15 protein-coding genes are annotated in these 12993 nt (G+C 62.1%); 5 read left to right on the top strand and 10 right to left on the bottom strand.

What is annotated here, in order from left to right:
- Positions 1–3: 3 nt before the first annotated feature.
- The 5 genes from LKX83_RS06830 to LKX83_RS06810 form a co-directional block, all read right to left on the bottom strand.
- Positions 4–771 carry an RsmE family RNA methyltransferase gene (locus tag LKX83_RS06830; RefSeq protein WP_227881432.1) on the bottom strand — a complete coding sequence of 256 codons (768 nt, stop codon included), beginning with the start codon at positions 769–771 and terminating at the stop codon, positions 4–6.
- 110 nt (positions 772–881) lie between these two features.
- On the bottom strand, positions 882–1571 hold the full coding sequence (locus tag LKX83_RS06825) for a site-2 protease family protein (RefSeq protein ID WP_227881431.1): 690 nt from the start codon (positions 1569–1571) through the stop codon (positions 882–884).
- Positions 1572–2555 carry a 50S ribosomal protein L11 methyltransferase gene (gene prmA / locus LKX83_RS06820; protein ID WP_227881430.1) on the bottom strand — a complete coding sequence of 328 codons (984 nt, stop codon included), beginning with the start codon at positions 2553–2555 and terminating at the stop codon, positions 1572–1574.
- A gap of 124 nt (positions 2556–2679) precedes the next feature.
- Positions 2680–3012, bottom strand: a complete 333-nt coding sequence (locus LKX83_RS06815) for a hypothetical protein (protein ID WP_227881429.1) — start codon at positions 3010–3012, stop codon at positions 2680–2682.
- A gap of 5 nt (positions 3013–3017) precedes the next feature.
- Positions 3018–3173 carry a YfhD family protein gene (locus tag LKX83_RS06810; RefSeq protein ID WP_227881428.1) on the bottom strand — a complete coding sequence of 52 codons (156 nt, stop codon included), beginning with the start codon at positions 3171–3173 and terminating at the stop codon, positions 3018–3020.
- 150 nt (positions 3174–3323) lie between these two features.
- Between LKX83_RS06810 and LKX83_RS06805 the strand changes: the two genes are divergently transcribed.
- Both LKX83_RS06805 and LKX83_RS06800 read left to right on the top strand, forming a co-directional pair.
- Entirely contained in the window at positions 3324–3746 is a 423-nt protein-coding gene (locus LKX83_RS06805; protein WP_227881427.1) for a spore germination protein, read from the top strand.
- 11 nt (positions 3747–3757) lie between these two features.
- Positions 3758–4003 (top strand): GerAB/ArcD/ProY family transporter, encoded by a 246-nt coding sequence (locus LKX83_RS06800; RefSeq protein ID WP_255654344.1) that lies wholly within the window; start codon positions 3758–3760, stop codon positions 4001–4003.
- 19 nt (positions 4004–4022) lie between these two features.
- Here LKX83_RS06800 and dnaJ read toward each other — a convergent pair whose 3' ends face one another.
- The 5 genes from dnaJ to LKX83_RS06775 form a co-directional block, all read right to left on the bottom strand.
- Entirely contained in the window at positions 4023–5150 is a 1128-nt protein-coding gene (gene dnaJ / locus LKX83_RS06795; RefSeq protein WP_227881426.1) for a molecular chaperone DnaJ, read from the bottom strand.
- A gap of 199 nt (positions 5151–5349) precedes the next feature.
- Entirely contained in the window at positions 5350–7203 is a 1854-nt protein-coding gene (dnaK, locus tag LKX83_RS06790; RefSeq protein ID WP_227881425.1) for a molecular chaperone DnaK, read from the bottom strand.
- A gap of 51 nt (positions 7204–7254) precedes the next feature.
- Positions 7255–7854 (bottom strand): nucleotide exchange factor GrpE, encoded by a 600-nt coding sequence (gene grpE, locus LKX83_RS06785; protein WP_370639038.1) that lies wholly within the window; start codon positions 7852–7854, stop codon positions 7255–7257.
- A gap of 215 nt (positions 7855–8069) precedes the next feature.
- A complete protein-coding gene (hrcA, locus tag LKX83_RS06780) occupies positions 8070–9095 on the bottom strand; it encodes a heat-inducible transcriptional repressor HrcA (protein WP_227881423.1) in 1026 nt (341 codons plus the stop codon).
- 131 nt (positions 9096–9226) lie between these two features.
- Entirely contained in the window at positions 9227–9703 is a 477-nt protein-coding gene (locus tag LKX83_RS06775; RefSeq protein ID WP_227881422.1) for an N-acetyltransferase, read from the bottom strand.
- A gap of 189 nt (positions 9704–9892) precedes the next feature.
- On the opposite strand from LKX83_RS06775, the gene LKX83_RS06770 reads away from it, so the two are divergent.
- The 3 genes from LKX83_RS06770 to LKX83_RS06760 all read left to right on the top strand — a co-directional run bounded on the left by LKX83_RS06770 (position 9893) and on the right by LKX83_RS06760 (position 12721).
- Positions 9893–10435: a DUF1572 family protein gene (locus tag LKX83_RS06770; protein ID WP_227881421.1), complete on the top strand. Its 543-nt coding sequence runs from the start codon at positions 9893–9895 to the stop codon at positions 10433–10435.
- Between the two features lie 210 nt (positions 10436–10645).
- A complete protein-coding gene (locus LKX83_RS06765) occupies positions 10646–11437 on the top strand; it encodes a TrmB family transcriptional regulator (protein ID WP_227881420.1) in 792 nt (263 codons plus the stop codon).
- Positions 11438–11503: 66 nt separating this feature from the next.
- Positions 11504–12721 (top strand): MFS transporter, encoded by a 1218-nt coding sequence (locus LKX83_RS06760; protein WP_227881419.1) that lies wholly within the window; start codon positions 11504–11506, stop codon positions 12719–12721.
- Positions 12722–12993 lie beyond the last annotated feature (272 nt).

Below are 12993 nucleotides of genomic sequence, written 5' to 3'. Positions count from 1 at the left end.
CGCTTACCCTCCCATTTCTCCGGACTCGTATCCGATCGCGGCGAGCGCCACGAGCGCCGCCGTCTCTGTACGCAGGATACGCCGTCCCAAACCGACGCATGCGGCTCCGGCCGCGATCGCCTGCTCCGCTTCCTCGGGCGCGAAGCCGCCTTCGGGGCCGACGACGAGCAGCAGATTAGGCGTCTCGCCTTCGCCCAGGGACGACCCGAACGCCCGCAGGACGGGCTTCAGCCCGACGCCGGCGCGTCCTTCCTCCTCGTAGCAGAGCCACACGGCGTCATACTCCGCGAATCCCGCGAGCAGCGCCTTCCAAGAGGCGACCGCCCCCACTTCCGGCACCCGGCCGCGATGGGCCTGCTCGGCCGCTTCCTTGGCGATTTTGCGCCAGCGCTCGACGCGTTTCGCTTCCTTGCGGTCGTCGTATTGGACGACGGTGCGCCGAGATAGGAACGGCTGAAACGCATACGCGCCGGCTTCGGTCCCTTTCTGGATGACGGTCTCGAGCTTGTCGCCCTTCGGCAGGCTCTGCGCCACCGTGACGCGCCATCGCATCTCGCTTGCGGAAGCGCGCCGTTGAACGATCCGGCCGACGACGCGCCCCGGCGACACTTCCGCCGCTTCGGCGACGTATTCGGTGCCTTCGCCGTCGCAAGCGACGAACGGATCGCCGGCTTTCGCCCGCATGACCGTCGCCAGATGGCGGGCATCGTCGCCTTCCAGGACGACCTCCGTTTCGGTCAGCCCGGCCGGCGTGACGAAATAACGCTGCATGATCGATTGTCCTCTCGCAAGTTGTCCATCCCCCATCATACCGCGATTCGCGCGCGGACGCTACCGGGCGCCGCGGTTCTCCAGCAACTGGGAGACGGCCGGCCCGCCGGTCAGGCGACGAGCAGCGTGCGTCCGATGCCGAGCACCCGCACGCAAAATTCCGCCATGTTTTGAATGATGGGATTGCCCAGCGAAAACAGCGGAGTCAGCGTCACCGCGCGCAGCGGCGGCAAAAAGATAAAGAGGAGAAAAATAAATGCGCCCCACTGCTCGTACTGAACCAGCTTCATCCGCAAACGCATCGAAGCGAATTCCTCGACGATCCGGTAGCCGTCCAGCGGCGGCAGCGGAATCAGGTTGAACAGGAACAGCGTCACGTTAATGCTGACGAAGTATTTGATCAAAAACGTGCTGACCGTCTCGTACAGGGCGTCCGAGTGGTCGAACGCGTGGAGCTTGATCAGCAGGAAATAAATGAATAAACCGATAAAGGCCATGAGCAGATTGCTGACGGGGCCGGCGGCCGTGACCATGATGTTCATCAGCCGGGGCCGTTTGAAGCGGCTGCGCCGGACGGGCACGGGCTTCGCCCAACCGAAGCCGGCGACGAGCAGAAACAGCAGGCCGAACAGGTCGATGTGGGCCATCGGGTTCAGCGTCACCCGCCCTTGCTCGTAGGCGGTCGTATCGCCGAACTTGTAGGCAGTCCAGGCATGCGCGAATTCGTGCACCGTAAAAGCGATCAGCATCGTCAAGATGACGAACGGCAGTTCCGCGAGCGGGAACCAGAATAAGCTCATCTACGCGTCTCCCTTCGGCTTGCCCGCCACGAACGCGATCCAGTCGTCCTGGCGGACGCGGTCGACGATCTCGAAGCCCGCGGCCAGCAGCCCCGCTTCAACGTCCTCTTCTTTGTTTTTGTAGATGCCGCTGGCGATGTAAATGCCGCCCGGCTTCAGCACGTCCATGACGTCCGCGATAAACAGCAGTATGATCTCGGCCAGAATGTTGGCCACGACGAGATCCACGGGCGGCCGCACGCGATCGGCGGCGGCACCCGCGTCGTCCGACCGCAGCACGCCCAGCAGATCGCTCAGCCGCACTTCGATATCGTTCTCCAGCCCGTTCAGCTTCACGTTTTCCGTGGCGCTGGAGATGGCGATCGGATCGAGATCGAGCGCGAGCACGCCTTTGGCTCCGAGCTTCATCGCCCCGATCGCGAGAATGCCGGAGCCGGTCCCGACGTCGATCACCGTATCGCCTCCGCGGATGGCGCCTTCGAGCGTCCGGAGGCAGAGCGCGGTCGTCGGATGGGTGCCGGTCCCGAATGCCATGCCGGGATCCAGCTCGATGACGAGCTCGTCCGGGCGAGGATCGTAGGCTTCCCACGTCGGCTTGATCGTGAGCCGCTCGGACACCGGCAGCGGCTTGAAGTACTTCTTCCATGCGTGCGCCCAGTCGTCCTCGTGCACCTCGCGCGTCCCGATCGTAAAATCTCCCGCATCGTAGCCGAATTCCGGCAGTCCGCGGATCGCGATCGACAGCTCTTCCACGACAACGCCCGCGTCGGACTCCTCGGTAAAGTAGCCTTTGATCTCGGCCAGCCCGGCCGGTATGTCGTTCAGCGGCTTGTCGTACCACTGGCCGAGAGACGTGTCCCTCGGCTTGTCGGGCGACCAAGATTCCTCGATGGACACGCCGCCCGCGCCCATTTCGTGCATATAGTGAGCGATCATTTCCTGTGCTTGCTCCGCCGCGACGACGGTGACTTCGAACCAGCGCAATTCCGTTTCCTCCTAAGCGTCATTGACCCCCATTATACATCTACCTCGGAAGCGGACGCAAAAGAAAACGGACCCGCCGCGATCGGGTCCGTTCGTCCATCCGCAGCCGGGAAGGTCGGGCGCGCTAGATCAGCGAGCCGCCGGCCTGCGTCACGACTTGGCGGGCTTGCTCGGCCGCTTCGGCGGGCACGTCGACCGACAGGGTAAACGCCGCGGCGGCGGAGCCGCCCGGCGCGCTCCCCGGTTCATCTGCCATTTCCAGCTCGGTTCCCCCGTAGAGGAGCGCGTTCGCCACGGCATTCATTTGCGCGTTCGACTCGACGTATTCTCCGCCCGACTCGCCGGCGCCGGCCCGCGACAGGCGAAACCGGTTGCCGCGCAGCGACGCGAGCTTGCGGACCGCCGCCTCGGCCTGCTCCTGCGAGGCGAAGCTCGCCTCCAAGCGTTGCATGTCCAACGCCGTCACGTCCCTTCGTACTCGGCGGCGCGCCGGTCCGCCGCCTCGGCCCGCTCCAGCGCTTCGAGATCGTCCGCATCCGCGCGCTCCCGCGCAAATTCGACGTCCTCCTCTTTAGCGGTCGGAAGCGTCCGGCCCGCTTCGTTTCGTTTATCGGTCATACGTCTGATTCCTCCCGTTTTCGCGAAAATAGCGTTTCTGGCACGCCTTCGACGTAGGGTGCGCGTTCGGCAGGGGGTTATGCGGTTTCGTGATAGGAAATCACTGCCTAGGTTATATTAGGAAAAACCGTGAAGAAAGGGGGCCAGCCGATGTCCGGCGCCAAGGCCGCCGCGGCCGGCTCCCCGCCGATCGATCCGGCCGTTTCGCGAAGTCTCGAAGCGATCCGCGCCGCGCTCGGCGACAGCCAGGATCTGATCGTCAAAGAAATGACGCTGCCGGGCGGCAAGCGGACGGCCGTGGTCTACATGGACGGTTTGGCGGACAGCCAACTCGTCCACAGCACGATCGTGGAGCCGATGCAGCGGCTCAAGCGGCTCGACGAATGGCCGAATTCGACGGTCGAAGACCCGCTGACCCAACTTCGCGAAGACGTGCTGAGCGCCGGCGACATCCGCTCGCTCGCGGACATGTCCAGGCTATACGACGGGCTGCTCTCCGGCAACGTCATCCTGCTCCTGGACGGCTGCCGGGAAGCGCTGCATCGTCCGGGTCCTATCCGTTCGCGGAGCTGATCGTTTTCGCGATGTTGTGGCCCGTCGTGCGACCGTCGCGAAAGCTGGCGCGAGACTTCCTTCTCGCCGTCGCGATCGGAGGTTTCGTCCTTCTTCTCGTCGTTCTGATCTCCATTACGGTGCTCGGCCCTTTTCTCACGGCCCATCAGATCTACCCCTCCTATGCGCTGGCCAAAAAAATCAGCGTCGGGCACTTTCTCGAGCGGGTTGAAGCCAAAAAGGCCCCCGCGCCGCAAGGGCAGGGAGGCCTTCGATAGGCGTGCGAGAGCGCGCCGCTTAGTCGCCGAGAATGGCTTTTTTCATGCGTTCGAAAATCGACTGGTGCTGCTCGTGCGTCGACTCGCCGCTTTTGGCACCGAAGTCGCGCAGCAAGTCCTTCTGCTCGTCGCTCAGGTTCGTCGGGGTGACGATCGTCACCTTGACGTGCTGGTCGCCCTGGCCGTAACCGCGCAGCTTCGGCACGCCTTTGCCCTTCAGGCGGAAATAGGTGCCCGTCTGCGTGCCGGCCGGGATTTTGAGCTTCACCTTTTCGTTCAGCGTCGGGATCTCGATTTCGTCGCCGAGTGCCGCCTGAGTAAATGTAAGCGGCACTTCGCAGTAGATGTCGTCGCCGTCGCGCTCGAAGAAGTCGTGCGCCTTTACGCGCAGCACGATGTACAGGTCGCCCGGGGGACCGCCGCGCTGGCCGCCTTCCCCTTCGCCGCTGACGCGCAGCTGCGAGCCGTCGTCGACGCCGGCCGGGATTTTGACGTGAATCTTGCGCTGCTTCTTCACTTGGCCGCTGCCGCCGCAGACGTTGCAGCGTTCGCGGATGATCTTGCCGCGCCCGCCGCACGTCGCGCAGGGGCGACGGTTTACGATGCGGCCGAACGGCGTGTTCTGCGCCACTTCCTGCTGGCCGGTGCCGCGGCAGGTCGAGCAGTTCTCGACCTTCGTCCCCGGCTTGGCCCCGCTGCCGTGACAGTGGTCGCACGACTCGGTACGGGGAATCGTGATGTCCGTCTCTTTGCCGAACACCGCTTCCTTAAACTCGATGGTCATCGTATATTGCAGGTCGTTACCGCGCTGCGGCGCGTTCGGGTCGCGCCGACCGCCGCCTCCGCCGCCGAAAAACATATCGAATATGTCGCCGAAGCCGCCGAAATCGCCTTGTCCGCCCGCGCCGCCGCCGAAGCCCGCCATCGGATCCTCGTGGCCGTACTGGTCGTAGCGGGCGCGCTTCTGGTCGTCGCTCAGCACGTCGTACGCTTCCTTGACTTCCTTGAACTTCTCCTCCGCGTCCGGCTCCTTGTTCACGTCCGGGTGATACTTGCGCGCCAAGTTGCGGTACGCTTTTTTAACCTCGTCCGCGGAGGCGTTCCGGCCGACGCCGAGCGTTTCGTAAAAGTCCTTCTTGTCCGCCACTCCTCCACCTCCATCTCCATGAGGAAAGTCAAAGCGGGTTCCCGGACCTCCGCAGGCCGCCGCGATTCCGCTTCGGACCGCCCTGCTGCGGCTCGCGGGACGCGAGCCGAGCAGGCCGTACCGGAGCGGTCGCCCGCCTAGGAGGCTGCCGCATGGAACCGGCTTTGACTCTCGAGTTGCCTTGCCAACAACTTATGATTTACTTCTTGTCTTCGTCTACGACTTCGTAGTCGGCGTCGACTACGTTGTCCTTCTTCGCCGAGCCTGCGCCCGCGTCAGAAGCGCCTTCGGCGCCGCCTTGAGCGGCTTGGGCTTCGGCCGAAGCCTGCTCGTAGACCTTCATGGAGAGCGCCTGTACGACGCCGGACAGCTCTTCGGTGGCTGCCTTGATTTCATCCAGGTTGTCGGTCTCGACGGCTTTCTTGACCTTCTCTTTGGCTTCGTTCGCCTTCTCGACGTCGGCCGCGTCGACCTTGTCGCCGAGGTCCTTGATCGCCTTTTCGGCGGAGTAGACGAGTTGGTCGGCCGCGTTTTTGGCTTCGATCAGCTCGCGGCGCTTGCTGTCTTCCTCGGCGTGCAGCTCGGCTTCCTTCTGCATGCGATCGATCTCTTCCTTGCTGAGGCCGCTGGAGGACGTGATCGTGATCTTTTGGCTCTTGCCCGTGCCCTTGTCGAGCGCGGAGACGTTCACGATGCCGTTCGCGTCGATGTCGAAGCTGACTTCGATTTGCGGCACGCCGCGCGGCGCCGGCGGGATATCGCTCAGGATGAAGCGGCCGAGCGTCTTGTTGTCGCGGGCCATGGCGCGCTCGCCTTGCAGCACGTGGATCTCGACCTGCGTTTGATTGTCCGCGAAGGTGGAGAACACTTGGGACTTGCTGGTCGGGATCGTCGTGTTGCGGTCGATCATCTTCGTCAAAACGCCGCCCGCGGTTTCGATGCCGAGGGACAGCGGCGTCACGTCCAGGAGGACGACGTCCTTGACGTCGCCGGTCAGGACGCCCGCTTGAACCGCAGCGCCCAGGGCGACGACTTCGTCCGGGTTAACGCCTTTGTGCGGCTCTTGGCCCGTCAGGCGCTTGATCGCTTCTTGCACGGCCGGAATCCGCGTGGAACCCCCGACGAGAACGACTTTGTCGATCTGCGAAGCGGACAGGCCCGCGTCGCTCAGCGCTTGGCGCGTCGGCGCCATCGTCCGCTCGACGAGGGATGCCGTGATCTCGTCGAACTTCGCGCGGCTGAGATTCATTTCCAAGTGCTGCGGAACGCCGTCGACGACCGTGATGAACGGCAGGGAGATCGTCGTCGTCAGAACGCCGGACAGTTCCTTTTTCGCCTTTTCCGCTGCATCCTTCAGACGCTGAACGGCCGATTTGTCCTTCAGCAGGTCGATGCCGTGCTCCTTCTTGAACTCGGCGGACATCCATTCCATGATCGCTTGGTCGAAGTCGTCGCCGCCCAAATGGTTGTCGCCGCTCGTCGCCTTGACTTCGAAGAAGCCCGCGCCGAGTTCGAGGATCGAGACGTCGAACGTGCCGCCGCCCAAGTCGAACACGAGAATCGTTTGGTCTTCCGCCTTCTCCAGGCCGTAAGCCAGCGCCGCCGCCGTAGGCTCGTTCACGATGCGCAGCACTTCAAGGCCGGCGATCGCGCCGGCGTCTTTGGTCGCTTGACGCTGGCTGTCGTTAAAGTAAGCGGGCACGGTGATGACCGCTTGCGTAACGGTCTGGCCGAGGTACGCTTCCGCGTCCGACTTCAGCTTCTGCAGAATAATCGCGGAGATCTCCTGCGGGGAATAATCCTTGCTGTCGATCGTTTCTTTATGGTTGGTCCCCATATGACGCTTGATGGAGATGACCGTGCGGTCCGGGTTCGTGATCGCTTGGCGCTTGGCCGTGTCGCCGACGATGCGCTCTCCGTCTTTTTTGAAGCCGACGACTGAAGGGGTCGTGCGGTTGCCTTCCGGATTCGGGATGACGACGGCTTCGCCGCCCTCCATGACCGCTACGCAAGAGTTGGTGGTACCCAAGTCGATGCCGATAACTTTACTCATGTCTCATGTTCCTCCTCACGTCTTCACGCGCATGAATTCAATTAAGTACGATTAGCCGCTGACTTTGACCATCGCGGGGCGAATGACCTTGTCCTTCAGCCAGTAACCCGGCTGGACGACCTCGACGACGGTGCCATCCTCATGCTCGTCGGATTCGACCTGCATGATCGCCTGATGGATCTCCGGATCGAACGGCTCTCCGACCGGCTCCATGAGCTTCAGGCCCTCCGATTCGAGCACCTGCCACAGCTGGCGGTTGATCATCTCGACGCCCTTGGCGAACGCTGCGATGTCCGTGGACTCGCCGCCGGTCTGCAGCGCCCGGCCGAAGTTGTCCAGCACCGGGAGGAGCGACGTAACCAGCTTCAGCGAAGCGTACTGGGCGAGCTCCTCCTTTTCCTTCTGCGTCCGGCGGCGGAAGTTGTCGTAGTCCGCCTGGACGCGTAGCAGGCGCTGATGATGCTCTTCGGCCTGCCTCTTCAGCTCGGCGTACTGGGGATCCTCCTCGGCGGCTGCATCGCCTTCGGCGCCCTCGCGGCCGGTGTCGGCCGCCGTTTCCTCGGGCGCCGCCGTCTCCTGCCGCTCCTCCGCGTTCGACGATCCCGCGTCCGTTTCGTTCACGAACGGTTGTTGCTTCAAATCTTGTTCCATCGCTTCCGGCTCCTTCATCTCATGACTGCCTGCGCCAGGCTTTCCGCCTTACCGTGCCACGCCACCCTCCGCGCTATTCTTCGCAAGGAGGCGGTTCGGCGCGCAGACGTACGTCCCGTCCGCACGCGGACGGGAGGATCGTCCCCGGACGGCCCGGCCTTTCGGTCCGGCGCCTTCACGGGGCTTTCCCCTTCAGGGGACGGTCTCGCCGTTATTTACTTATACCACCGACTATACAACTGAGACATATCCTTGGACAAGTAATCCAACAGGCTGATCACCTTGCCGTAATCCATGCGCGTAGGTCCGAGGATGCCGATCGTCCCGAGCGGCTGCCCGTCGGCCGAAAACGTCGCGGTAATGAGACTGCATTGATTGATCGCTTCGAGGGCGTTTTCGGTGCCGATGCGCACCTGAATGCCGTCGGGCAACGACTGGAACAGCTGCATGATCTTCGGCGTCTCCTCGAACATGTCGAGAATGCTTTTGACCTTGTCGACGTCCTTGAACTCGGGCTGAGTGAGAATATTCGTCGTCCCGCTCAGGAATACCTTCGGTTCGGCCTCGTCCTCGATCGATTGCTCAAGCATGGCCAGGATGTGTTCGCAATGGTCCACGTAGCGGCTCAGTTCCTTGGCCACTTCGCTGTGCAGCACCGATTTCAAGCGGAAAAACGGGATGCCGGCCAGCTTGTCGTTAAGCAAATTGACGATCTTCTGAATGTCGTCCATGCCGATGCCCTCGGGGATCGATACGTTCCGGTGCTCCACGTGCCCCGTATTGGCCACGATGATCGCCACGGCGGACGTTTCGTTCAGCGGTACGAGCTGAAAGTGCTTGAGCGACGTGTGGAACGTCTCCGGCCCGAGAACGATGGAGGTGTAGTTCGTCAACTGCGACAGGATCGTCGCCGCATGGCTGACGGCGCCTTCCCAGTGCATCATCTTCTCCGCGAAAAAGCCGCGCAGCGTATGGACGTCCTGTTCCTTCACCCCGCCCAGGCGGACCAGATGGTCCACGTAATAGCGGTATCCTTTAATGGAAGGTACGCGACCGGCCGACGTATGAGGCTGCTCCAGCAAACCCATTTCCTCCAGATCGGCCATCTCGTTGCGAATGGTGGCCGGGCTGAACAGGACGTCGCTCCGCTTGGAGATGCTGCGCGACCCCACCGGCTCGGCGGAGCGAATATAATCGTCCACGATGGCGGACAAGATCATCCGTTGGCGTTCGCTTAACATCTCGTCGTCCCCTTCCCGGTGTCGTTAGCACTCAAACCGATCGAGTGCTAATCGCTACTACAAAAATACCAAACCGTTCCGGTCGTTGTCAAGAACGATCGGCTCGATTTGGCGGGTATGCGGGCGTTTGTTCAGTTGGCTTCGTCCAGCACGCGCACGACCGCGATTTCGTCGCAGTTGTGCTGCTTGCTGCAGTTGACGCAGTCGGTCCACACTTTCTCCGGAAAGATTTCCTTGCTCACGACTTCGAAGCCGTTCTTCTCGAAGAACTTGACCTCGTAGGTGAGCGCCATCACCTTGGGCACGCCCATTCGGCGGGCTTCCGCAATCAGCGCGTCGACCATCATCGAGCCGAGGCCTTTTCCTTTATAGCCCTCGGACATGCCGAGCGAGCGGATCTCCACCAGATCAGTACCGAGCCGGAACAGGGAGCCGCAGCCGATGAGCAGGCAGCCGTCTTCGACGATCACGAACGATTCGATATGCCTGAGCAGCGCTTCGCGGGATCGGGGCAGCATGATGCCCTTGGCGGCATAGCTTTGAATCAGTTCGTACAGCGCTTCGACATCCCGAGGCTCGGCCTTGCGGCATGCGATCGTCGTGTTCACGTGGCGTCCCTTCTTTCCGGTCTTTCGATCATTTGGAGGATGTGAATAAATATACAACATAACGAATTTATTCTCAACCCTTATTTGCGGCGAAATGCCAAGTTTTCGTGATCATGGCGATAAAAAACCGAATCTGACAGCGAGGAAGCATTGCTGTATGATGAATCGTATACGAAAGGAGCTGACGTTATGACCGAAACGAACCATCGCGTGGCCGCCCACCTGCTCGAAACGTCCGTGCAAGACTTCAAAAGCATGAAGAAGCTGGGCGACGGCGCCCTCTCCCAGTTCGACGCGGCCGGCATCCATTGGAAGCCGGAGCCGGAGAGCAACAGCGCGGCGATCATCGTCAAGCACATGGCCGGCAACATGGTTTCCCGCTGGACCGACTTCCTCACGACCGACGGGGAAAAACCGGATCGCGACCGGGACGACGAATTCGATGCCGGGGAGCTGGATCCGGACGGACTGCTCGCGCTGTGGGAACACGGCTGGGCGATCCTGTTCGGCGCGCTCGAGGCGCTGACGCCGGACGACGTGCTGCGAACCGTCGCGATCCGGGGGCAGCCGCACACCGTGCTGCAGGCGATCCACCGCCAAATTTCCCACTACGGCTACCACGTCGGCCAGCTCGTCTACGTCGCCAAAGCCTACCGCTCGTCCGACTGGCGGACGCTCAGCATTCCGAAAGGCAAGTCCCAAGCGTTCAATGACGCGATGAACCGCCCGTAACAGCGGATGTTTCCGCGTTTTGCGCGCCGGAACGGTACATTCCTTCGCAACCCCGCCCCAACCGCTTTGCAGCCCGGCGCCCTCGCGTCGGGCTTTTTGGCGTGTTTTCCGCGCTTTAGCATTGACAGCAATTGAAATCCGAAGTAGTATTTTCGCATACCACTACATAGTCGTATTTCCCAGTACGACTATCTTGAAAGAAGGGCGATCATGCTCGAACAATTGAAAAAGCTCGGCTTCTCGGAGCTGGAAGGGCGCTGCTATCTGGCGCTGCACGAAGAAGCGCAGCTCAGCGGCTACGAGGTCGCCAAACGCGTTTCGGTATCCCGCACGAACGTCTACGCGGCACTGCGGTCGCTGACGGACAAAGGCATCTGCCGCCATATCGATGGCGAACCCGTCCGCTATAGCGCGGTGCCGATCGAGCAGTTGGTGAAGTATTTGCGTTCGGAGTTCGACGAAACCGCGGACGCGCTCGTCGAGGAGCTCAAGCCGCCGCTCGCCGCGCCCGCCTTTTACAATTGGCAGGGCGACGAAGCTGTCCGGATGGCGCTCAAGCGGACGATCCTAAGCGCTTCCCGCACGATCATCATCGACATCTGGTCCGAGGACTTCCGGTCCGTCGAGGATCTGCTCCTCGACGCGGAGCGGCGCGGCTTGACCGTCGTCGCGATCACGCTCGGCCAAGTGCAGTCGAAACTGAAGCATCTGCTCGCCCATAAGCGCATGGAGATGTGGAACAGCCGCGACAGCCGCAACTTCTACGTGCTGTGCGACTGGAAAGTCGGCTTCATGAGCGCGTTCGGCGGCACCCGCAAGGCGTCGGCGCTCGAGACCGATCATCCGTCCGTCATCGAGATGCTCACACAGGCGTTCCATCACGACATCCTCATGATGGACATCGAGCGGGACTTCGGATCGGCGCTCGCCGAAGCCTATGGCGACAACTATGAAAGGCTGCTGGAGCATTACCGCAAGGACAAGGGCTGGGACATCCCCTAACCGGACCCGGCCCCCTACCCGCCGCCTCCGCGCGGCCCCCGCACTTATTGGAGAGGAGTTACCCCGATGTCAGCCAAAGTCATGGCCGCCAAAGCGATGCCCGCCGCCGCGACCATCTTCCCGATCTTATTCATGATCAGCACCGTGCATCTCTTGAACGACACGATGCAGTCCACCGTCACCGCCCTCTTCCCGGTCCTGCGCGACACGCAGGGACTGACCTACGGCCAGATCGGCCTCATCGCCTTCATGATGAACATTACCGCCTCGTTCCTGCAGCCGGTCGTGGGCTGGTTTTCGGATCTCAAGCCCCGTCCGTACATTTTGCCGCTCGGCGTCTGTTTCACGCTGCTCGGCGTCTTCTCGCTCGCGCTCGCGCCGAACTTCGCGACGATTCTGCTGTCCGTCATTTCGCTCGGGATCGGCTCGGCGATCTTCCACCCCGAGTCGTCGCGCGTCGCCTATCTGGCCGCCGGCAACAGCCGCGGGCTCGCCCAGTCGATCTTTCAGGTCGGCGGCAACATCGGCAGCTCGCTCGGTCCGATCATGACGGCGCTCATCTTCATCCCGCTCGGCCAGCGCGGCGTCATGTGGTTCGTCCTCGCCGCCGTCGCCGGCATCGTCATCCAGTCCTACGTCGCCCGCTGGTACGGCAGGCAGAACGTGATGCCGCGTCGCAAGGCCGCGCCAAGGGAGGCGTCCCGCTCCTTGCTGACGCCGGGGAAGGTCAAATGGGCGATCGCCATCCTCGTGCTGCTCGTATTCTCCAAGCACGTTTATCTGTCGAGCTTTACGAGCTTCTACTCGTTCTATTTGATCGACGACTATGGCGTCAGCAAACAGCATGCGCAGTGGTTCCTGTTCGCCTTCCTGGCCGCCTCCGCGGTCGGCACGTTTGTGGGCGGGCCGCTCGCCGACCGCTTCGGCCGCCGCAACATCATCTGGCTGTCGATCCTCGGAACCGCGCCGTTCTCCATCGCGCTGCCTTATGCCAGCCTGGTATGGTCGGCGGTTCTCTGCATCTGCGCCGGCTTCATCCTGTCGTCGGCCTTCTCGATCATCGTCGTGTACGCGCAGGAGCTGCTGCCAGGCAAGGTCGGCCTCGTCTCCGGCCTGTTCTTCGGTCTCGCGTTCGGCCTCGGCGGCATCGGCTCCGCGCTGCTCGGCGAAATCGCGGACGCGACCAGCATCGCCTTCATCATGAAGCTGTGCGCGTATCTGCCGCTGCTCGGCATCTTCACGCTGTTCCTGCCCAAGGACGCCGACGTCCGCGCGCACGCGTAACAAAGAAACAAACAAGGACCTCGCTCTCCGCTGCTCGGCGGGCGAGGTCCTTTTTGATGGAGCAATTCGTTCGAAGGACGAATTAGGGAACCTTTTGTTCCCTATTTCCGCGAGGCTGCGTCTGACAGGCCAATTAGGGAACATCTTGTTCCCTATTTCTGCGAGGCTGCGTCTGACAGGCCAATTAGGGAACATCTTGTTCCCTATTTCCGCGAGGCTGCGTCTGACAGGCCAATTAGGGAACATCTTGTTCCCTATTTCCGCGAGGCTGC

The sequence above is a fragment of the Cohnella baijiui genome (genome assembly GCF_020731285.1).
Classification (GTDB): domain Bacteria; phylum Bacillota; class Bacilli; order Paenibacillales; family Paenibacillaceae; genus Cohnella.
Note: the sequence above shows the minus strand (reverse complement) of the source record. Positions and strands in the feature narration are given on the sequence as shown.

What these genes read in the sequence shown, in the direction of transcription:
- LKX83_RS06825 (WP_227881431.1), bottom strand. Translation starts at nt 1,571, where the DNA reads ATGAGCTTATTCTGGTTCCCGCTCGCGGAACTGCCGTTCGTCATCTTG.
- LKX83_RS06770 (WP_227881421.1), top strand. Translation starts at nt 9,893, where the DNA reads ATGACCGAAACGAACCATCGCGTGGCCGCCCACCTGCTCGAAACGTCC.
- LKX83_RS06760 (WP_227881419.1), top strand. Translation starts at nt 11,504, where the DNA reads ATGTCAGCCAAAGTCATGGCCGCCAAAGCGATGCCCGCCGCCGCGACC.
- LKX83_RS06805 (WP_227881427.1), top strand. Translation starts at nt 3,324, where the DNA reads ATGTCCGGCGCCAAGGCCGCCGCGGCCGGCTCCCCGCCGATCGATCCG.
- LKX83_RS06810 (WP_227881428.1), bottom strand. Translation starts at nt 3,173, where the DNA reads ATGACCGATAAACGAAACGAAGCGGGCCGGACGCTTCCGACCGCTAAA.
- LKX83_RS06800 (WP_255654344.1), top strand. Translation starts at nt 3,758, where the DNA reads ATGTTGTGGCCCGTCGTGCGACCGTCGCGAAAGCTGGCGCGAGACTTC.
- LKX83_RS06765 (WP_227881420.1), top strand. Translation starts at nt 10,646, where the DNA reads ATGCTCGAACAATTGAAAAAGCTCGGCTTCTCGGAGCTGGAAGGGCGC.
- dnaK (WP_227881425.1), bottom strand. Translation starts at nt 7,203, where the DNA reads ATGAGTAAAGTTATCGGCATCGACTTGGGTACCACCAACTCTTGCGTA.
- grpE (WP_370639038.1), bottom strand. Translation starts at nt 7,854, where the DNA reads ATGGAACAAGATTTGAAGCAACAACCGTTCGTGAACGAAACGGACGCG.
- LKX83_RS06830 (WP_227881432.1), bottom strand. Translation starts at nt 771, where the DNA reads ATGCAGCGTTATTTCGTCACGCCGGCCGGGCTGACCGAAACGGAGGTC.
- hrcA (WP_227881423.1), bottom strand. Translation starts at nt 9,095, where the DNA reads ATGTTAAGCGAACGCCAACGGATGATCTTGTCCGCCATCGTGGACGAT.